Source organism: Planobispora rosea, from assembly GCF_014648175.1.
GTDB lineage: Bacteria > Actinomycetota > Actinomycetes > Streptosporangiales > Streptosporangiaceae > Planobispora > Planobispora rosea.
The window spans coordinates 85,034-103,655 of record NZ_BMQP01000022.1 but is presented as its reverse complement, the minus strand read 5'-3'; the positions used below and the strand labels follow the sequence as shown (position 1 = coordinate 103,655).

Genomic DNA, 18,622 nt, shown 5'->3' with positions numbered 1-18,622 from the left:
TTTCCGGAGGAGTGCCGTGACCACCCACACCGAGACAGAGATCGCGTCACAGCCCGCCTGCTGGCGCCGCGTCGTCGGCACGGTCCCGGCCGACGCCCTCCCCCGGCCCGGGGAACGGGTCGCCGTGGTCGGCTGCGGCACCTCGTGGTTCGTCGCCCAGGCGTACGCCGTGCTCCGCGAGCGCGCGGGTCACGGTGAGACGGACGCGTTCGCCGCGTCCGAGGCGCCCGCGGGCCGCTCCTACGACCGCGTGCTCGCGCTGACCCGCTCCGGCACCACCACCGAGGTGCTGAACCTGCTGCGGGACACCTCCACGCCGACCACCGTGATCACCGCGGACCCGGACACCCCGGTCATGACCCTCGCCGACCAGATCGTCGTCCTCGACTTCGCCGACGAGAAGTCGGTCGTGCAGACCCGGTTCGCGACCACCCAGCTCGCCCTGCTCCGCGCCCACCTGGGCGAGGACCTGACCGGCTCGATCATCGACGCCGAACGCGCGCTCGCGGACCCGCTCCCTCCGGACCTGATCTCCGCCGAGCAGTTCACGTTCCTGGGCCGCGGCTGGTCGTACGGCCTGGCCCTGGAGGCCGCGCTGAAGATGCGCGAGGCCTGCCGCGCGTGGACCGAGGCCTACCCCGCGATGGAGTACCGCCACGGCCCCATCAGCATCGCCGGACCGGGCCGGATCACCTGGATGCTCGGCGAGGCCCCCGAAGGGCTGCGCGCCGAGGTCGAGGCCGCCGGCGGCACGTTCCTGCAGAGTCCGCTGGACCCGATGGCCGAGCTGGTGAGGATCCAGCGGGTGGCCGTGGCGCGGGCGCTGGCCCGGGGCCTGAACCCGGACGAGCCCCTCCACCTGACCCGATCGGTGATCCTCTCCTCATAGGTCCCTCCGGGAGAGGAGAGGATTGTGCCATGACCATGACACTCGCCGACGCCCGCGTCGTGACCCCCGAGGGTGTGCACGACGGCTGGCTGACCATCGAAGACGGCCGCATCACCCACGTCGGCCGGGGAACCGCCCCGGGACCGGGCCACAGCCTCGGCGGCCGGTACGTCGTCCCGGGCTTCGTCGACATCCACAACCACGGTGGAGCGGGCGGTTCCTTCCCGACGGGCGATGCGGGCGAGGCGAGCCGGATCGCGGCCCTGCACGCCCGGCACGGAACGACCACCCTCGTCGCCAGCCTGGTCACCGCCTCCCTCGGCAACCTGGCCAGAGCCACCTCCGCCCTCGCCGACCTGTGCGAGGACGGCCTGCTGGCCGGGATCCACTTCGAGGGCCCCTACATCTCCAAGGCCCGCTGCGGCGCGCACGACCCCGCCCTGCTGCGCGAGCCCTCGGTCCGGGAGTTCCGGGAGCTGCTGGCGGCGGGACGCGGTCACGTACGGATGATCACCATCGCCGCCGAGCTCCCGGGGGCCCTGGACACCATCCGGGAGGCGGCGGCGAACGGCGTGATCGCCGCGCTCGGGCACAGCGACGCCGACTACGGGCAGACCGTCGCGGGCATCGAGGCGGGCGCCCGCGTCGCGACCCACCTCTACAACGCCATGCCGCAGCTCGGACACCGCGACCCCGGCCCGATCGCCGCGCTGCTGGAGGACGAGCGGGTCACGGTCGAGCTGGTCAACGACGGCGTTCACGTGCATCCGGCGATGCTCCGTCTCGCCTACCGGGCCGCGGGCGCGGGCCGTACGGCACTCATCACCGACGCGATGGCGGCGGCCGGCGCAGGCGACGGGAGCTACGGCCTCGGCCCGCTGAAGGTCGACGTGGTGGACGGCGTGGCCCGGCTGGCGGACGGGCCCGGAGCGGGCTCCATCGCGGGCTCCACCCTGACGATGGACGTCGCCTTCCGCCGCGCCGTCCACGAGCTCGGCCTGTCCCTGCCCGAGGCCGCCGAGGTCACCTCCCGCACCCCCGCCCGGGTCCTCGGCCTCGCCGACCGGCTCGGCTCCGTCTCCGCCGGCAGGCAAGCCGACCTGGTGGTCCTCACCGACGGTCTGGAGGTCGCCGGCGTCATGAGGCACGGCACCTGGATCACCGAACCCTGACCGGAGCACGAACCTCGATGACCTCCTCACCGTCCGCCCCGCGCGCCGGGACGATCCTCACCGTCACGCTGAACCTGGCCCTGGACGTCACCTACGTGGCCGACGGCGTCGACTGGGACGGCGTCAACCGGGTGCGGACGGTGCACCGCAGGGCGGGCGGCAAGGGCGTCAACGTCGCCCGCGTGCTCGCGGCCCTCGGTCACGACGTCCTGGTCACCGGTCTGGCGGGGGGCGCCGTCGGCCACGCCGTCCGGGCCGATCTCACCGCGGCCGCCCTGCCCGCAGCCCTGACCCCCATCACCGGCGAGTCCCGCACCACCCTCGCCGTCACCGACCACGCCCCCCTTCCCCGCACTCCCCCCGTGCCCGCCGCGGCCTCACCGGGTGGCGGCGCGGAGCGAGCCGCGCTGCGTCCCCGGCGGCGGACAGCGCTTTTCAACGAGCCGGGACCCGTCGTCTCCGCCGGCGAGCTGGACCGGTTCGCCGGCGACTTCGAGGTACGGCTCCGCCGCGGCGGGATCGCGGCCGTGGTGATCTCCGGGAGCATGCCGCGCGGCGTGCCCGCCGGCTTCTACGCGAGTCTCGCCCGCCGTGCCCGCGACCACGGCATCCCGGTGATCGTGGACGCCGACGGGGAGGCGCTCCGGCACGCTCCCGCGGGACGGCCCGCGATCGTCAAACCCAACGCCGAGGAACTGACCCGGGCCCTGACGCCGGCGGCGCACCCGCCCCCGAGAACGGCACCGGCACCGGCACCGGCGGAAGACCCTTCCCGGACCGGGCCCCCCGGACTGCGGGAGGCGCTGCTCGGCGCCGAGACGCTCCGCGCGGCCGGGGCCGGGGCGGTCGTCGTCTCCCTCGGGGCGGACGGGCTGCTGGCCGTGACCCCCGAGGGCGCCTGGCGGGCCGCCATGCCGTACCGGGTCGAGGGCAACCCCACCGGAGCCGGGGACGCCCTGGTCGCGGGGCTGGCCCTGGGACTGGTGGAAGGCATCCCCTGGCCGGAGCGGCTGCGCCGGGCCGCCGCCCTGGGCGCGGCGGCGGTGGCCGCGCCGGTCGCCGGGGACATCGACCGGGACGTGTTCCGGGCGATCGCCCCGGGGATCCGGATCGAGCCGGTGCGCCCGCAGCCCGTCCACGACCGGTGAACTACCAGTGAAAGGCCCAGCATGCCTGTTGTCGGCATAGGCGACATCGTCCGGGACGCCCCGGGGGGCGTCGGCGCGTTCAACGTCATCCAGCTCGAACACGCCGAGGCGATCGTCGCCGGGGCGGAGGCCGCCGGGGCCCCGGTCGTCCTGCAGATCAGCGAGAACTGCGTCCGCTACCACGGCGCCCTCGCCCCCGTCGCCGCCGCCTCGCTCGCCGTGGCCCGCGCCTCCTCGGTGGACGTGGCCGTCCATCTGGACCACGCCACCGACCGCGAGCTCGTCGAGGAGGCGGTGGAGCTGGGGATCGGCTCGGTGATGTTCGACGCCTCCGCGCTGCCCGACGGGGAGAACGCGGCGCTCACCGCCGAGGTCGCCGCCTGGTGCCACCGGCGGGGCGTGTGGGTGGAGGCCGAGCTCGGCGAGATCGGCGGGAAGGACGGCGCGCACGCGCCCGGGACGCGGACCCGGCCGCGCGAGGCGGCGGACTACGTGGCGCGCACGGGCGTCGACGCCCTCGCCGTGGCGGTCGGCACCTCCCACGCCATGACGACCCGCGACGCCGTCCTCGATCTGGCGCTGATCAGTGAACTGCGGGACGCGGTCCCGGTCCCGCTGGTGCTGCACGGCTCCTCCGGCGTGCCGGACGCCACCCTGAGCGCCGCCGTACGGCACGGCATGAAGAAGATCAACATCGCCACCCGCCTCAACGAGGTCTTCACTCAGGCGATCCGCGACCGCCTGGCCGCCGACGAGAAGGTCGTGGACCCGCGTACGTACATGAGGCAGGCCCGTACGGCCGTCGCCGCCGAGGTCACCCACCTCCTCGGAGTCCTCCGGGGCTGATCGTCGTCCGCCGGCGCCGGGAACGCGGAAGGGACGGCATCCCTCACGGGAGCCGTCCCTTTTCGTCCGCCGGAGGTCAGGGCTGCTGCGGGGCGACGACGACCTCGACCCGCTGGAATTCCTTCAGGTCGGAGTAGCCCGCGGTGGCCATCGTGCGGCGCAGCGCGCCCATCAGGTTCATCGAGCCGTCGGCGACCGAGGACGGGCCGTGCAGGATCTGCCTCAGCGTGCCGACCGTGCCGAACTCGACCCGCTTGCCGCGCGGCAGTTCGGGGTGCTGCGCCTCCGAACCCCAGTGGAAGCCCCGGCCGGGCGCCTCGGCCGCGCGGGCCAGCGGCGAGCCGACCATGACCGCGTCGGCGCCGCACGCGATGGCCTTGGCGATGTCACCGGAGGTGCCCATGCCGCCGTCGGCGATGACGTGGACGTACCGGCCGCCGGACTCGTCCATGTAGTCGCGGCGGGCCGCGGCCACGTCGGAGATCGCGGTGGCCATCGGCACCACCACGCCCAGCACGGTGCGGGTGGTGTGCGAGGCGCCGCCGCCGAAGCCGACGAGCACGCCGGCCGCGCCGGTCCGCATCAGGTGCAGCGCCGCGGTGTAGGTGGCGCAGCCTCCGACGATCACCGGGACGTCGAGCTCGTAGATGAACTGCTTGAGGTTCAGCGGCTCGGCCCGGCCGGAGACGTGCTCGGCGGAGACGGTGGTGCCGCGGATCACGAAGATGTCCACGCCCGCGTCGATGACGGCCTTGTGGTGCTGGACCGTGCGCTGCGGGGACAGGCGGACGGCGGTGGTCACCCCGGCCGCCCGGATCTCCTCGATCCGGCGGCCGATCAGCTCATCCTTGATCGGCGCGTTGTAGATCTCCTGCAGACGCCTGGTCGCCGCCTCGCCCTTGAGCCCGGCCACCTCCTCCAGCAGCGGCTCCGGGTCCTCGTACCGGGTCCACAGTCCTTCGAGATCGAGTACGGCCAGGCCGCCGAGCCGTCCGACCTCGATCGCGGTCTTCGGGGAGACCACGCTGTCCATGGGGCTCACCACGAGGGGCAGATCGAACCGGTAGGCGTCGATCTGCCAGGCGATCGAGACCTCCTCCGGATCCCGGGTCCGCCGGGACGGGACGATGCCGATCTCGTCGAGCGCGTACGCGCGGCGGCCGTTCTTGCCGCGGCCGATCTCCACCTGAGTCATATGTCTGTCTTTCCCATTTCATGCGAGTACGGCTCCCGCCACCGGGGCGGAAGCCGTACGAGGAAACCTAGCGACGGTGGTAGTTCGGGGCCTCGACCGTCATCTGGATGTCGTGCGGGTGGCTCTCCTTGAGGCCCGCGGCCGTGATCGGCATGAGCTCGCACTTGGTGTGCATGTCCCCGATCGTGCGGCATCCGGCGTACCACATGCCCTGGCGCAGGCCGCCGACGAGCTGGTGGGCGACCGCCGCGACCGGGCCGCGGTAGGGGACCTGGCCCTCGATGCCCTCGGGGATGTACTTGTCCTCGCCGCCGACGTCGGCCTGGGCGTAGCGGTCCTTGCTGAAGGAGGCGCCGCCGCGCTCGCGGTTGCGGACCGCGCCGAGCGAGCCCATGCCGCGGTAGGACTTGAACTGCTTGCCGTTGATGAAGATCAGCTCACCGGGCGACTCCTCGCAGCCGGCCAGCAGCGAGCCGAGCATCACGGTGTCGGCGCCGGCCGCGATGGCCTTGACGATGTCGCCGGAGTACTGCAGGCCGCCGTCGCCGATCACCGGCACCCCCGCCGGGCCGCACGCCAGCGCGGCCTCGTGGATGGCCGTCACCTGCGGGGCGCCGACGCCGGCGACCACGCGGGTGGTGCAGATGGAACCGGGGCCGACGCCGACCTTGACCGCGTCGGCGCCCGCGTCGATCAGCATCTGGGCGCCCGCCCGGGTGGCGATGTTCCCGCCGATCACGTCGACCCGGCTGTTGGCCTTGATCTTGCCGATCATGTCGGCGAGGCCCTTGGAGTGGCCGTGCGCCACGTCCACGACGATCACGTCGGCGCCGGCCTCGATCAGGGCCGCCGCCCGCTGCTCGGCGTCACCGCCGACGCCGATGGCCGCCCCCACGACGAGCCGGCCGTCGGCGTCTTTGGTGGCGAGCGGATACTGCTCGCTCTTGGTGAAGTCCTTGACCGTGATCAGACCGCGGAGCCTGCCGTCCGCGTCGACCAGCGGGAGCTTCTCGATCTTGTTCTTCCTGAGCAGGTCGAAGGCGTCGTCCCTGGAGACCCCGACCGGCGCGGTGACCAGCGGCATCGCGGTCATGACCTCGCGCACGGGACGGCCGTGGTCGCTCTCGAAACGCATGTCGCGGTTGGTGACGATGCCGACCAGCACGCCGCTCGCGTCGGTCACCGGGACACCGGAGATCCGGTAGGTGGCGCACAGCCGCTCGACCTCGGCGAGCGTGTCGTCCGGGGAGCAGGTGACCGGGTTGGTGACCATCCCGGCCTCGGAGCGCTTGACGAGGTCGGCCTGCTGGGCCTGGTCCTCGATGGAGAGGTTGCGGTGCAGGATGCCGATGCCGCCCTGGCGGGCCATGGCCACCGCCATCCGCGCCTCGGTGACGGTGTCCATCGCCGCGGAGATGAGCGGGATCCGCAGGGTGATGTTGCGGGACAGGCGCGTGGTGGTGTCGGCCTCACCGGGCTGAAGGTCCGAATACGCGGGAACCAGGAGCACATCGTCGAACGTGAGCCCCTGCTCGGTGAACTTGGCCATCTGCAACCCTCCTGCCACGGCGCTCTACGGGTGGGGAGAGGCGCCGGTCCCCGGGGCACAGTTTAGGGCCTGGCGCCAAACGGACGGATGGCAGGGGAAAGCCCGGAGGACCGAGCGGTCGGTGACCCGCTCGGTCCCTCGGTCACCGGCAACACCAGCGGAACGCCTTCCGCCGCCGAACCCCCCTCCGTGTTCGAGCGGCGACGTCACTCGCTTACGGTGCCGACGCTGAGTTAAGAGTGCGTCACCTTGCGTCGGCACGCAATGGGCAAAGGTGCAATTGCACGAAGTTGCACCCGGGATCGGCCAGTCAGGGCAAGACCCGGACAGGGAGGGCCCGCCGGGTTATTCTCGCGGGAGTCGTGTCACTTCAGGAGCCCCCCGCCGATGCGCACCGACACATCCGATCCCCTGGAGGCGCTGGGTCTCACGCCCGCCCAGACCGCCCTGTACAACGCGGTGCTCCGCCTCCACCGCGCCACCTGCGCCGAACTGGCCGAGGCCACCAACCGCCCGCCGGGACCGCTGAGCCACGAGCTGACCACCCTGGTACGGCTGGGCGTGATCGACGAACAGGCCGGGGAGTACCTCGCCCGGCACCCCGCCGCCGCCCTGGGCCGTCTGATCGCCGAGCGGCTGGACCACCTCGCCGAGGAGAGCCGCCGGATCGACAGCGTCCTCGGCTCCATCCGCGGACTCATCCACCAGTACGACGCCGGGCGCGACTACCAGAACGGGCAGTTCCCGGTCGAGCTGGTCGGCGGGGCCGACGAGCTCTACGAGAGCGTGATCGGCATGGCGGTCCAGGCCCCGCCGCTGGAATTGCTCTCGGCCGTCCCCGACCTGCGGACGATGAACGACTTCGCCCACCGCTACGCCGACCAGTGGATCTCACCGCACCACCGTGGCCTGCTCTCCTGCAGGGCCGTCATCCCGGTGGGCGCGCTGGAGCTACCCGGCCTCCGGGACAAGCTCGTGGAGTTCGAGCGGGCCGGGGCGCAGATCCGGACCCTCCCCGCGGTCCCGAGCTGGTTCCTCGTCGCGGGGTCCGACACCGCCGGCATGCCCGCCCAGTGGGGCGGCACCCTGGCCGAGAACGCCTACAACTTCTATCTGGTCCGGGCCGCCGTCGTGGTGGCCTCGCTCCGCACGCTGTTCGAGGAGTTGTGGTCCCGGGCCGCGCCGCTGCCGTGGTCGCGTTCCGCCGACGGCGCGGTGCGCGTGCTCCGGCTGGCCGCCCAGGGGGTCGGCGACGAGATGATCGCCCGGAAACTGGGGATCTCGGTACGGACGGTCCGTGCCCGCTTCGCCGAGGCGATGGCCGAGCTCGGCGCCCAGTCACGCTTCCAGGCGGGGGTGGAGGCGGCGCGCCGGGGCTGGCTCACATAGGGCCCGCCGGGACCGGCTCACATAGGGCCCGCCGGGACCGGCTCACATAGCGCGCGGGGGCCGGCTCACACAGGGCGCGCCCGGCCCCGAGGCCCCATGTTCACGGGGTTCCGCGTATGCCGGTTGCGCGAAGGCCATAAAGTGGGATCGTGCTGGAAGACGTCCCACGCGACCCGTTCGCGGACGACCCCGACGACCCGGCCGCGGCGCTGGGTGAGCCCGACGATCCCGAGCCCCTGACGCCGGCCGAGCGCGACGAGGCCATCACCGACCTCGCCGACGTGGAGGTCTTCCGCGCCCTGCTCGAACCGCAGGGCATCTCCGGTCTGGTCCTCGACTGCCCCGAGTGCGGCGAGCGGCACTACTTCGACTGGGACCTGCTGCGCGGCAACCTCCGTCAGATGATCGAGAACGGTCAGCCGCAGGTGCACGAACCCGCCTACCAGCCCAACCCCTCGGCCTACGTGAGCTGGGACTACGCCCAGGGCTACGCGGACGGCGTGATCGACACCGAGGAGCAGCGCTGATCGACGTCGTCGATCAGCGCCAGCAGCAGCCTGACGGCCTCGTCGTTCTCGGCGACCTCTGTGACGGGTCGCCGAAGAGACAGGGCCTGGATGACGGCCTCGGTCTCGGCAATCGCCGGATCTTCCTCCGGCCCGTATCTCCGTGCCGGACGTCGCGGATGGACAGCGGTCAAGCTATCGACTCCAGCTCCGCCATCGCCCGCAAGCGGGCGAGCGCCCTGTGCTGGGCGACGCGAACCGCACCTGGTGACATACCCAGTACATTACCTGTCTCCTCAGCCGACAGTCCTGACACCACCCGCAACATCAGTAATTCGCGTTGGTTGTCGGGGAGCCGGGAGAGCAGCCGCCGGGCGTGCTCGGCCTCGATGTAGCGGACCACGGTCTCCTCGGGGCCGGGACCCTCGTCGGGCCCGTCCGGGAGGTCCTGCGTCGGCACGGCGGAGCGCACGGAACTGCGCAGCGCGTCGGCCACCTTGTGGGAGGCGATGCCGAAGACGAAGGATGCGAAGGGGCGTCCCATGTCGCGGTATCGGGGCAGTGCGGACAACACCGCGATGCATACTTCCTGAGCCACATCGTCCGCGATGTGATATTGGCCGGAAACCCGGCCGAGGCGCGCGCGGCAATAGCGCACCACCATCGGGCGCAACTGCGCGAGCAAGGATTCGATCGCGGTGCGATCCCCCTGAACGGCGAGGCTTGTCAGATCCTTGAGGTCGTCCCTGTGGGCTTCCCCGTCAGATCTCGTCGCAAGCCTTACCCCACTTTTGGCGTCGGCGACGCATCCCTCGGTCACGTTAGGCATGATGCCCGCACTGATCGGGCGTGTCGTCATAGCGAACGGCTACGGATTGGTCACATTGAGGCGGCGGAAGCGAAGAGTAATCGGATGGTGACAGAGGGGTTTTTAATACGCCCTAATATTTCATCTGATCGACGTATATGTCGGCTATTCGTGATAGCGGAGAGCACACTGACGCGCATCCGCAGGTGACGCTCCGGAGCCTCTTTTGGTTTACCGCAAAACAACAACGGCCCGCATCTCTTTCGAGATGCGGGCCGCGAGGATCGGAGCCCCCGGGATCGAGCCGGAACCGCGCGGGCCGGTCAGGCGGTGAGGCGTGCCTGCCCGCGCGGGTCCTCAGCAGATCGGCGGAGCGGATCAGTGGCCGTGACCGTGGCCGTGACCGTGGCCACCGGCGGCGGCCGGGGCCTCCTCCTCGGGCTTGTCCACCACGAGGGCCTCGGTCGTCAGCAGCATGCCGGCGATGGAGGCGGCGTTCTGGACGGCCGAGCGGGTGACCTTGACCGGGTCGATGACGCCCTGGGAGATCAGGTCGCCGTACTCGCCCGAGGCGGCGTTGAGACCGTGGCCGACGGGCAGGTCGGAGACCTTGGAGGTCACGACGTAGCCCTCCAGGCCCGCGTTCTCGGCGATCCAGCGGGCCGGCTCGACGAGCGCCTTGCGGACCACGGAGACACCGGTCGCCTCGTCACCCGACAGGCCCAGGTCGTCCAGGACCTTGGAGACGTGCACGAGCGCGGAGCCACCGCCGGAGACGATGCCCTCCTCGATCGCGGCGCGGGTGGCGGAGATGGCGTCCTCAAGGCGGTGCTTCTTCTCCTTGAGCTCCACCTCGGTGGCCGCGCCGACCTTCAGCACGCAGACGCCGCCGGAGAGCTTGGCCAGACGCTCCTGGAGCTTCTCGCGGTCCCAGTCGGAGTCGGACTGCTCGATGGCGAGCTTGATCTCCTTGACCCGGTCCTCGATCGCCTTCGCGTCACCGGCGCCGTCCACGATCGTGGTGGCGTCCTTGGTGATCACGACGCGGCGGGCGGTGCCGAGCACCTCGGTGCCCACGTGCTCCAGCTTGAGGCCGACCTCCTCGCTGACGACCTGGCCGCCGGTGAGGATGGCGATGTCCTGCAGCATGGCCTTGCGGCGGTCACCGAAGCCCGGCGCCTTGACGGCGACGGAGGTGAAGGTGCCACGGATCTTGTTGGTGACCAGGACGGCCAGGGCCTCGCCCTCGACGTCCTCGGCGATGACGAACAGCGCCTTCTTGGTCTGGGCGACCTTCTCCAGCAGCGGCAGGAAGTCCGCGACGGAGGCGATCTTGGCCTGGTGGATCAGGATGTAGGGGTCCTCCAGGACCGCCTCCATCCGCTCCTGGTCGGTCACCATGTAGGGCGACAGGTAACCCTTGTCGAACTGGAGGCCCTCGGTGAACTCCAGCTCCAGGCCCATGGTGTTGGACTCCTCGACGGTGATGACACCGTCCTTGCCCACCTTGTCGAACGCCTCGGCGATCAGGTCACCGATCTTGGCGTCCTGCGCGGAGATGGTCGCGACGTTCGCGATCTCCTTCTTGTCGGCGACCGGGCGGGCGGACTCGATCAGCTTGTCGCTGACGGCCCTGGCCGCGAGGTCGATACCGCGCTTGAGGGAGAGCGGCGAGGCGCCGGCGGCCACGTTGCGCAGACCCTCGCGGACCATCGCCTGGGCGAGGACGGTCGCGGTGGTCGTGCCGTCACCGGCGATGTCGTTGGTCTTGGTCGCGACTTCCTTGGCGAGCTGGGCGCCGAGGTTCTCGTAGGGAGCCTCCAGCTCGACCTCGCGGGCGATGGTGACGCCGTCGTTGGTGATGGTCGGCGCACCGAACTTCTTGTCGATGACGACGTTGCGGCCCCGCGGGCCGAGGGTCACCTTGACGGCGTCGGCGAGGGCGTTGACACCGCGCTCAAGAGCGCGGCGCGCGTCCTCGTCGAACGACAGGATCTTCGGCATGACTGTCCTCCTTGAAAGTACGTCGGCGCATCAAAGCCCCGGGTGCCACAGCAGCCCGGGGCTCGATGCGTCATCGCGGAAGTTCGGATTACTTCTCGATGATGGCGAGCACGTCGCGGGCGGAGAGCACGAGGTACTCCTCGCCGCCGTACTTCACCTCGGTGCCGCCGTACTTGCTGTAGAGGACGACGTCGCCCTCGTTGACGTCGAGCGGGATGCGCTTGGCGCCGCTCTCATCCCAGTTGCCGGGGCCCACCGCCAGGACCTTGCCCTCCTGCGGCTTCTCCTTGGCGGTGTCCGGGATGACCAGGCCGGAAGCGGTGGTCTGCTCTGCCTCGAGCGGCTGAACCACAATGCGGTCGCCGAGCGGCTTAACGGGAACCTTGGTGGCGGTCGTCACGTCGGACCTCCCCTTCAGATTTGAATGATCAGAAGAGGCGACCAGCGGTCTGCCGTCGCGGGTGTCAGACCTGCCTCGTCGCATGTATTGGCACTCTCACGGGGAGAGTGCCAATACGGAACAGTATGCAAGGAGCTCTTGACAGTCAACACGAACCGCCCCACTGCGCTTGCGGCGAACGCCGGAGTTCCCCTCCCGTTCACGTCCGCGCAGGTGAGCGGAGACGGAACCGTCACCCCGCGAGAGATCACCCCTCGCACACCCGGCCGGAGGCGGTGCCGGTGACGCCGGCGGCCGTTCGGGGGAACATACGAGGAGACGCGCGGGCTTCGACGGAGATGTGAGCAGATGACCACTGATAGTGACGGAGAAGACGCTACGGTGGACGACGTGACCAGCACGACGAGCGAGACGACGGGCACCCGGCGTGACGCCGAATTCCTGCTCGCCAACTGGCCCTCCCCCCCCGCCCGGCGGCTGGACGGCCGACGACCTGGACCGGCTCCCCCTGGACGGCCCCAACGGCGAGCCGGACTTCTTCAAGCGCGTCGAACTCCTCGATGGAGCACTCATCTTCATGTCCCCCCAGCGACGCATCCACGAGCGGCTGATCCGAGGGCTCACGAACTCCCTCGACGCCCAGGCGCCGGAGGATCTCGCCGCCGTCAGCCAGACGGACATCCGGATCAACCGGGAAGACATGCGGTCCTGCCGGTGAGCGCTAGTACGAACCGCCGGCGAGGTCGGCGACGAGGCCGGGGCGGGACGGGGTCCAGCCGAGTTCCTTGCGGGTCCGGGCCGCGCTCACCGTCTGCCTGAGGGCGAGCGCCTCGGCGAAGGCCGCTCCGAGGTCCCGCGACGCCTCCCCCACCGGCCAGGCCTCGACTCCTCCGCCGGTGACGCCCGCCGCCTCCGCCGCCGCCTCCGCGACCGCCCCCAGCGGCACCGCCTCCTCGCCCACGGCGTGGAAGACCGCGCCGGGCTCGCCCCTCTCCACCACCGCGACGTACAGGTCGGCCAGGTCGTCGACGTGGACCGTGGGCCAGGCGGGCTCCTGCCCGGCCGCGGAGACGTAACGGCCCCGGCCGTGCTCGGCCGCCTTGGCGACCAGGAGGGCGGGGATGCCGCCGCCCCTGCCGTACACGATGCCGGGCCTGACCACGACGCCGCCCGCACCGAGCACCCGCCGTTCCACCGCGACCCGGAAGCGGACGAGCGGGATGGGGTCCGGCGCGCTGTCCTCGTCGGAGGTCCCGGCGCCCAGCAGCCAGATCCCGCTGGTGTAGACGAGCTTCGCCCCGCCGGCCAGCAGGGCGTCGATCGCCGCGAGCTCCACCGCCTCGTCACCGCTCGGAGCGGTGGCGTGAACGACCACGTCCACGTCCGCGGCGGCGCCTGCGAGGGAGGCGGGGTCCGCCAGATCGCCGTAGCGCACCTCCGCCGCTCCGGGCACGGCACGGGTCTCGCCCGCCTTCGGCCGGACCAGCGCCACCACCTCGTGGCCCTGCTCCGCCAGCCGCTCCGCGACCGCCGAACCGATGTAGCCGGTCGCGCCCGCCACGAGAACCCTCATCACCTTCACCTCAAAAACTTCGATGTCGAAACGTGCGATGGCGAAACGTTAAACCGACGATCCGCCGGTGTCAAACAGTTCGGCATCGAAGGATTTGCTATCGTGAGAACGTGAACGATGCCGTGGACAAGATCCTTGAGCAGTGGGGCACCGTACGACCCGGCCTCGACGTCTCCGCCATGGGCGTCGTCGGCCGCATCTCCCGCGCCTCCCGCCTGCTGGAGCGCGGCGTCAAGGCCTACTTCGACGAGCACGGCCTGGAGGCCTGGGAGTTCGACGTGCTCGCGACCCTGCTGCGCGCCGGCCGGACCCTGTGCATGAGCGAGCTGGCCGGGGCCGCCATGGTCAGCTCCGGCGCGCTCACCAACCGGATCGACCGCCTCGTGGCCAAGGGCCTGGTCACCCGCGCCACCTCCGCGGACAACCGCCGCCTCGTCCTGGTCAGCCTCACCGACGAGGGACGCCGCGTCGTCACCGGCCTCCTCGACGGCCACGTCGCCAACGAGGACCGCCTGCTGTCCGGGCTCGCCCCCGACGAGCGGGCCGAACTGGCCGCCCTGCTGTGCAAACTGCTGCGCTCCCTCGGCGACACCGACCTGTGAACGCGAGACGGTAGCGTCGGGCGACGTGGACCTCGACGCATTCCGGCAGCTGCTGACCCCGCGAGGCCAGGAGGCCCTGCGAGCCGCGACGGAGACCCTCGGGTCCGACCCGGTGACGGCGGTGACCCGGCTCAGGAAGACCTTCGACGCCGGCCTCACCTCCGCGGCGCTCACCCAGGCCGCGCTGAGGCGGCGCGCGCGGGAGAAGTTCGGCGACGACGCCGACCTGATGTACTTCACCCCGGACGGCCTGGAGCAGGCCACCCGCCGCGAGGTCGCCGACCACCGGGCCCGGCGGATCGCCCCCGGCTCCCGGGTCGCCGACGTCTGCTGCGGCATCGGCGGCGACCTGCTCGCCCTGGCCAGGGCCGGCTGCACCGTGGAGGCCGTGGACGCCGACCCGCTCACGGCCGAGGTCGCCCGGGCCAACGCGGAGGCCCTGGGGTTCGGCGACCGCGTCTCGGTCCGTACGGCGGACGCCGCCACGATCGACCCGGCCGCCTTCGACGTGCTGTTCGCCGACCCCGCCCGCCGTACGGCCCGGGGGCGGACCTTCGACCCCATGGCCTACTCGCCGGCCTGGCCCGAGGTGCTGGACATGGTCGCCCGGGCGGAGGCGGCCTGCCTGAAGGTCGCCCCCGGCATCCCGTACGACTTCATCCCCGCCGGAGCCGAGGCCGAATGGGTCTCCTACCGGGGTGACGTCAAGGAAGCCGTGATCTGGTCCGGCGCACTGGCCGGCGAGGTGGAGCGGCGAGCCACGATGCTGCCGTCGGGCGTGACGATGGCCTCCGGCCCCGGGGAGTCGCGTGCCGGGTCGGGCCCGGTCTGCCGCCACCTCTACGAGCCGGACGGCGCGGCGATCCGGGCCCACCTGGTCGCGGAGGTCGCCGCGCTGGTCGGCGGGCATCTGCTCGACCCGAACATCGCCTACATCACCTCCGAGAGCCGCACCGGGACTCCCTGGGCCTCCCGCTACGAGATCCATGAGGTACTGCCGTTCTCACTCAAACGGCTCCGGGCCGCGCTCCGCGAACGCGACACCGGAAATGTGACGATCAAGAAACGCGGCTCCGCAATCGATATCGAAAGGCTAAGGAAAGATCTACGGCTCTCGGGAAGCACGTCGGCGACGGTCGTTCTCACCAGGATCGGAGAAAAGCCGTTCGCCCTCCTCTGCTCTCCGGACTAACCCTTTACCCTCTCTGGTGATCTGCCCGAACGGCTAATAATGGCACTCCGCAGACAATAGCGATCTTTCAAATTCGCCACCGAAAAACCTTGATCCAGAGGCTAGGGTTGCCGGGCGGGAATTCTTTCCGTCCAGGGTTCACCCGCATTCATCAGCAAACCGGACCAACGTCACCGCACGGCTGTCTGTCGGCGAGCGAAGGAGTTTTTCGGTGGATCACGCCAACCACACCACCCTGCTTCAGGCGGGCAGCCACAACCCGATCCCGGACCGCATGCGCGAACTCCTCGCCCGCGCCGCCCAGGACCACGTCTACGAGAAGCGCACCCAGGGCGCCGTGCTGGACGAGCTCCGCCAGCGGCTCGAAGGGATGGAGTGGCTGCTGCGCGAGGTCAGGGAACGCGAGCTCAGCGGACTGAACGGCACCCTGGAGTCCATCCGGGGACGCCTGGACGACATCACCGTCCGTCCTCCCTCCTGGGCCGAGAACCTGGCGCAGCACGTCGAGGCCGTACGCGACCACGTCGACACGGTGGGCGAGCGCGTCGACGCGGCCGACGAGCGTGCCGGCTCCGCCGGAGAGAGCACCGGCGAGCGGCTGGACGGCCTCGGTGAGCAGCTCGGACGGCTCCAGGCGAGCATGGAGGCCGCCGCCGCCCGGTTCACCCGCCTGGACAGGTCGCTGGCCGAGCTCACCGAACGCACCGAGCGCGTGGAGACCGGCCTGACCGGCCTGCCCGGAAGCGTGGAGGAGATCGTCGGCGCCGTCGCCGACCGCCTGCTGTCCGCCGTCGAACGCGTCAACGACAAGGCCGACCACGTGATCGCCCGGATGGACGACCGGATCGACGGCATCGAGAGCCGCATCGACCGGGTCGACGGGAACGTGACCGGAGTCACCACCCGCCTGGCCTCGGTGGACGGCCGTATCGAGACCGCCGACGCCATCCTGGCCGACATCGACACCCGGATGAGCGACACCGAGAGCCGCCTGGGCGGCCTGGACGTCCGGCTCGGCTCGATCGACGACCGCCTGGGCTCGGTCGGTACCCACTTGAAGTCGGCGGAGACCCGGCTGGGCGGCCTGGACGCCCACCTCGGCGAGGCGGCCACCCGCCACGACGGCCGGTTCGACACCCTGGACGAGCGCCTGGACGACGTCGAGGGACGCATCACGAGCCGGATGGACCTCGTCGACACCCGCCTGGCCGCACTGGACGGCCGCGCCGAACAGGCCAAGGAGCAGCTCGAAGCCGTCGACGACCACGTCGAGGCCGTCAACCAGCGCATCGGCCAGCTCCCCGCCACCCTCGCCATCGGCGACGTCCACAAGCGCGTCGGCGAGCTCCTCTCCGCCCAGGGCGGCGACCAGGCCAAACGTTTCGACACCCTGGACGAGCGCCTCGCCCAGGCCGAGGCCGCACTCGCCCCACTGGCCGACCTCCTGCACGCCCGTCCCGACCGCGAGCAGCTCACCGAGGCCCTCGGCGAAATCGTGGAACCCGCCCACACCGACCTGGCCCGCCGCCTGGCCACACTGGAGGAGACCATGCTGGCCCTCGCCGAAGCACTCCTGCGCCCCAGCCGCGCCACGGACTGACGCGCCTACAGCGCGGGCTGCGCCTACGGCGCGGGTTGCGCCGATACGGCGCAACCCGCGCCGTAGGCGCACCCCCGTCAGGTGAAGCAGGCCCCGGCCTCACGGCAGACGTTGTCCCGGACCACGCTCAGCAGCGAGGTCAGCGTCTCCACCTGCTCCGGGCTCAACCCTCGGGTCAGTTGCCGGTGGATCTCCGCGGTGACGCGGTCGAGCTCGGGGCGGAGGGCGTCACCTGCCGGGGTGGTGCTCACGATACTGATCCGCCGGTTGGCGGGGGACGGGCTCCGGCTGATGAATCCACTGCGTTCGAGGCGCTGCAGCATCTTGGTCATCGTCGACACGTCGATGCCGAGGAGCCGGGCAAGCGCGTTCTGCGACTGCGGCCCGTTCTCCCACAGCGCGAACAGGGCGCGGTCCTGGCCCGGGTAGAGGTCGATCTCGGCCAGGAGGGCGGCGAGCAGCACCCGGTGGCCCCGTGCCGCCTGGGCCATCACGCAGCTCAGGTCGCCGGGGTTCTCCCCGCACACGGTCGGTTCGGTCGTCTCCTCTAGCACCGTCAGCTCTGTCATGTCTGGCCCCTCTCTCAGGGAACCAGCCTACCGCTTGCATATTGGTCGACCAAGTTATATAAACCTCATTGGTCGACCAAGTTGGTCGCCCAAGAAAGGATGAGAGTCATGCCGTTCACCCCGTTCGACCTCGGTCAGCTGCGGCTCCCCAACCGCCTCGTCATGGCGCCCATGACCCGCTCGCGGGCCTATGTGGACGGGATCCCCTCCTCGCTGACCGCCCTCTACTACGCCCAGCGCGCCTCAGCCGGCCTGATCGTCAGCGAGGGAATCCAGCCGAGCCCCGCCGGCCAGGGATACATGGACACGCCCGGCCTGCACACCGACGAGCAGGTGGCGGGCTGGCGCGAGGTGACCGACGCCGTTCACGCGGCGGGCGGCCGGATCTTCGCCCAGATCATGCACGCGGGCCGGATCGGCCATCCCGACAACACCGGCCGTCTCCCCCTCGCGCCCTCGGCCGTACGGCCCGCGGCGCAGATCTTCACGCCGAACGGCATGCAGGACATCCCCGTCCCGGTGGAGCTGTCCACCGCCGAGGTCGAGGCGACGGTCCAGGACTTCGCCGACGCGGCCAGACGGGCCGTCGACGCCGGGTTCGACGGGGTCGAGCTGCACGGCGCGAACGGCTATCTGATCCACCAGTTCCTGTCGCAGAACGCCAACCTGCGCGACGACCGCTTCGGCGGCTCCGTCGAGAACCGGATCCGGTTCGCCGTGGAGACCGCCGCAGCCGTCGTCGAGGCGATCGGGGCGTCCCGGACCGGCATCCGGATCTCCCCCGCCACCGGCGCCCAGGACCTCGTCGAGGAGGACGCGCACGAGGTCTACCCGGCGCTGGTCTCCGCGCTGGCCGAGCTCGACCTGGCCTACGTGCACCTCGTGGCGGGTCCCTCGGACGAGCTGAACCGGCGGATCCGCGAGCTGTGGCCGAACACGTTCATCGCCAACGACCCGTCGGCCGGGCACCCGACCGAGGCGCTCGACCGGTGGCTGGAGCGGGGCGCCGACCTGGTCTCGCTGGGCAAGTACTTCCTCGCCAACCCCGACCTGCCGCTCCGCGTCCGGCTCGGCGCGCCGCTCAACGAGCCCGACTTCGGCACGGCCTTCGGCGGTGACCACCGGGGCTACACCGACTACCCGCCGCTCTCCCTGCACCCGGCCGGGAACCCCGCCTGAG

General features: G+C 71.2%; 19 protein-coding genes. 11 read left to right on the top strand and 8 right to left on the bottom strand.

Going from position 1 to position 18,622, the window contains the following annotated elements; all coding sequences use genetic code 11:
- The first annotated feature begins 16 nt into the window (after positions 1–16).
- The 4 genes from IEZ08_RS22170 to IEZ08_RS22155 are packed head-to-tail and all read left to right on the top strand — an operon-like array spanning position 17 to position 4,055.
- Positions 17–889 carry an SIS domain-containing protein gene (locus IEZ08_RS22170; protein WP_189242810.1) on the top strand — a complete coding sequence of 291 codons (873 nt, stop codon included), beginning with the start codon at positions 17–19 and terminating at the stop codon, positions 887–889.
- 29 nt (positions 890–918) lie between these two features.
- Positions 919–2,061 carry an N-acetylglucosamine-6-phosphate deacetylase gene (nagA, locus tag IEZ08_RS22165; RefSeq protein ID WP_068921232.1) on the top strand — a complete coding sequence of 381 codons (1,143 nt, stop codon included), beginning with the start codon at positions 919–921 and terminating at the stop codon, positions 2,059–2,061.
- A 17-nt stretch (positions 2,062–2,078) separates the two neighbouring features.
- A complete protein-coding gene (locus tag IEZ08_RS22160; protein ID WP_068921231.1) occupies positions 2,079–3,209 on the top strand; it encodes a 1-phosphofructokinase family hexose kinase in 1,131 nt (376 codons plus the stop codon).
- Positions 3,210–3,230: 21 nt separating this feature from the next.
- The gene (locus IEZ08_RS22155; protein WP_068921230.1) at positions 3,231–4,055 is read left to right on the top strand and encodes a class II fructose-bisphosphate aldolase; all 825 of its coding nucleotides are present in this window, start codon (positions 3,231–3,233) and stop codon (positions 4,053–4,055) included.
- A gap of 76 nt (positions 4,056–4,131) precedes the next feature.
- Here the strand turns inward: IEZ08_RS22155 and IEZ08_RS22150 are convergent, their stop codons facing one another.
- Positions 4,132–5,250, bottom strand: coding sequence for a GuaB3 family IMP dehydrogenase-related protein (locus IEZ08_RS22150; protein WP_176728375.1), 1,119 nt, complete (start codon positions 5,248–5,250; stop codon positions 4,132–4,134).
- 67 nt (positions 5,251–5,317) lie between these two features.
- Complete coding sequence (gene guaB, locus IEZ08_RS22145; protein ID WP_189242809.1) at positions 5,318–6,799, bottom strand: IMP dehydrogenase; 1,482 nt, start codon at positions 6,797–6,799, stop codon at positions 5,318–5,320.
- Between the two features lie 387 nt (positions 6,800–7,186).
- On the opposite strand from guaB, the gene IEZ08_RS22140 reads away from it, so the two are divergent.
- The gene (locus IEZ08_RS22140; protein ID WP_068921228.1) at positions 7,187–8,188 is read left to right on the top strand and encodes a helix-turn-helix transcriptional regulator; all 1,002 of its coding nucleotides are present in this window, start codon (positions 7,187–7,189) and stop codon (positions 8,186–8,188) included.
- Between the two features lie 149 nt (positions 8,189–8,337).
- A complete protein-coding gene (locus tag IEZ08_RS22135) occupies positions 8,338–8,715 on the top strand; it encodes a DUF5319 family protein (protein WP_176728374.1) in 378 nt (125 codons plus the stop codon).
- Here IEZ08_RS22135 and IEZ08_RS22130 read toward each other — a convergent pair.
- From IEZ08_RS22130 to groES, 4 genes are all read right to left on the bottom strand, one after another.
- Positions 8,676–8,888, bottom strand: coding sequence for a hypothetical protein (locus IEZ08_RS22130; protein ID WP_068921227.1), 213 nt, complete (start codon positions 8,886–8,888; stop codon positions 8,676–8,678). The genes IEZ08_RS22135 and IEZ08_RS22130 overlap by 40 nt on opposite strands.
- The gene (locus tag IEZ08_RS22125; RefSeq protein WP_068928361.1) at positions 8,885–9,523 is read right to left on the bottom strand and encodes a sigma-70 family RNA polymerase sigma factor; all 639 of its coding nucleotides are present in this window, start codon (positions 9,521–9,523) and stop codon (positions 8,885–8,887) included. The genes IEZ08_RS22130 and IEZ08_RS22125 overlap by 4 nt, the downstream gene beginning before the upstream one ends.
- Positions 9,524–9,880: 357 nt before the next feature.
- On the bottom strand, positions 9,881–11,506 hold the full coding sequence (gene groL / locus IEZ08_RS22120; protein ID WP_068921226.1) for a chaperonin GroEL: 1,626 nt from the start codon (positions 11,504–11,506) through the stop codon (positions 9,881–9,883).
- 88 nt (positions 11,507–11,594) lie between these two features.
- Complete coding sequence (groES, locus tag IEZ08_RS22115; RefSeq protein WP_068921225.1) at positions 11,595–11,906, bottom strand: co-chaperone GroES; 312 nt, start codon at positions 11,904–11,906, stop codon at positions 11,595–11,597.
- 427 nt (positions 11,907–12,333) lie between these two features.
- On the opposite strand from groES, the gene IEZ08_RS22110 reads away from it, so the two are divergent.
- Positions 12,334–12,624 (top strand): PDDEXK family nuclease, encoded by a 291-nt coding sequence (locus tag IEZ08_RS22110; protein WP_189242808.1) that lies wholly within the window; start codon positions 12,334–12,336, stop codon positions 12,622–12,624.
- Positions 12,625–12,627: 3 nt separating this feature from the next.
- On the opposite strand, the gene IEZ08_RS22105 is transcribed toward IEZ08_RS22110, so the two are convergent.
- Positions 12,628–13,479: an NAD-dependent epimerase/dehydratase family protein gene (locus tag IEZ08_RS22105; RefSeq protein ID WP_068928360.1), complete on the bottom strand. Its 852-nt coding sequence runs from the start codon at positions 13,477–13,479 to the stop codon at positions 12,628–12,630.
- 110 nt (positions 13,480–13,589) lie between these two features.
- On the opposite strand from IEZ08_RS22105, the gene IEZ08_RS22100 reads away from it, so the two are divergent.
- The 3 genes from IEZ08_RS22100 to IEZ08_RS22090 all read left to right on the top strand — a co-directional run bounded on the left by IEZ08_RS22100 (position 13,590) and on the right by IEZ08_RS22090 (position 16,873).
- Positions 13,590–14,081 carry a MarR family winged helix-turn-helix transcriptional regulator gene (locus tag IEZ08_RS22100; protein ID WP_068921223.1) on the top strand — a complete coding sequence of 164 codons (492 nt, stop codon included), beginning with the start codon at positions 13,590–13,592 and terminating at the stop codon, positions 14,079–14,081.
- Positions 14,082–14,106: 25 nt separating this feature from the next.
- A complete protein-coding gene (locus tag IEZ08_RS22095; protein WP_068921222.1) occupies positions 14,107–15,273 on the top strand; it encodes a class I SAM-dependent methyltransferase in 1,167 nt (388 codons plus the stop codon).
- 211 nt (positions 15,274–15,484) lie between these two features.
- On the top strand, positions 15,485–16,873 hold the full coding sequence (locus IEZ08_RS22090; protein ID WP_068921221.1) for a coiled-coil domain-containing protein: 1,389 nt from the start codon (positions 15,485–15,487) through the stop codon (positions 16,871–16,873).
- A gap of 77 nt (positions 16,874–16,950) precedes the next feature.
- Here IEZ08_RS22090 and IEZ08_RS22085 read toward each other — a convergent pair whose 3' ends face one another.
- A complete protein-coding gene (locus tag IEZ08_RS22085; RefSeq protein WP_084779549.1) occupies positions 16,951–17,442 on the bottom strand; it encodes a MarR family winged helix-turn-helix transcriptional regulator in 492 nt (163 codons plus the stop codon).
- Between the two features lie 108 nt (positions 17,443–17,550).
- Between IEZ08_RS22085 and IEZ08_RS22080 the strand changes: the two genes are divergently transcribed.
- Entirely contained in the window at positions 17,551–18,621 is a 1,071-nt protein-coding gene (locus tag IEZ08_RS22080) for an alkene reductase (RefSeq protein ID WP_141703557.1), read from the top strand.
- Position 18,622 lies beyond the last annotated feature (1 nt).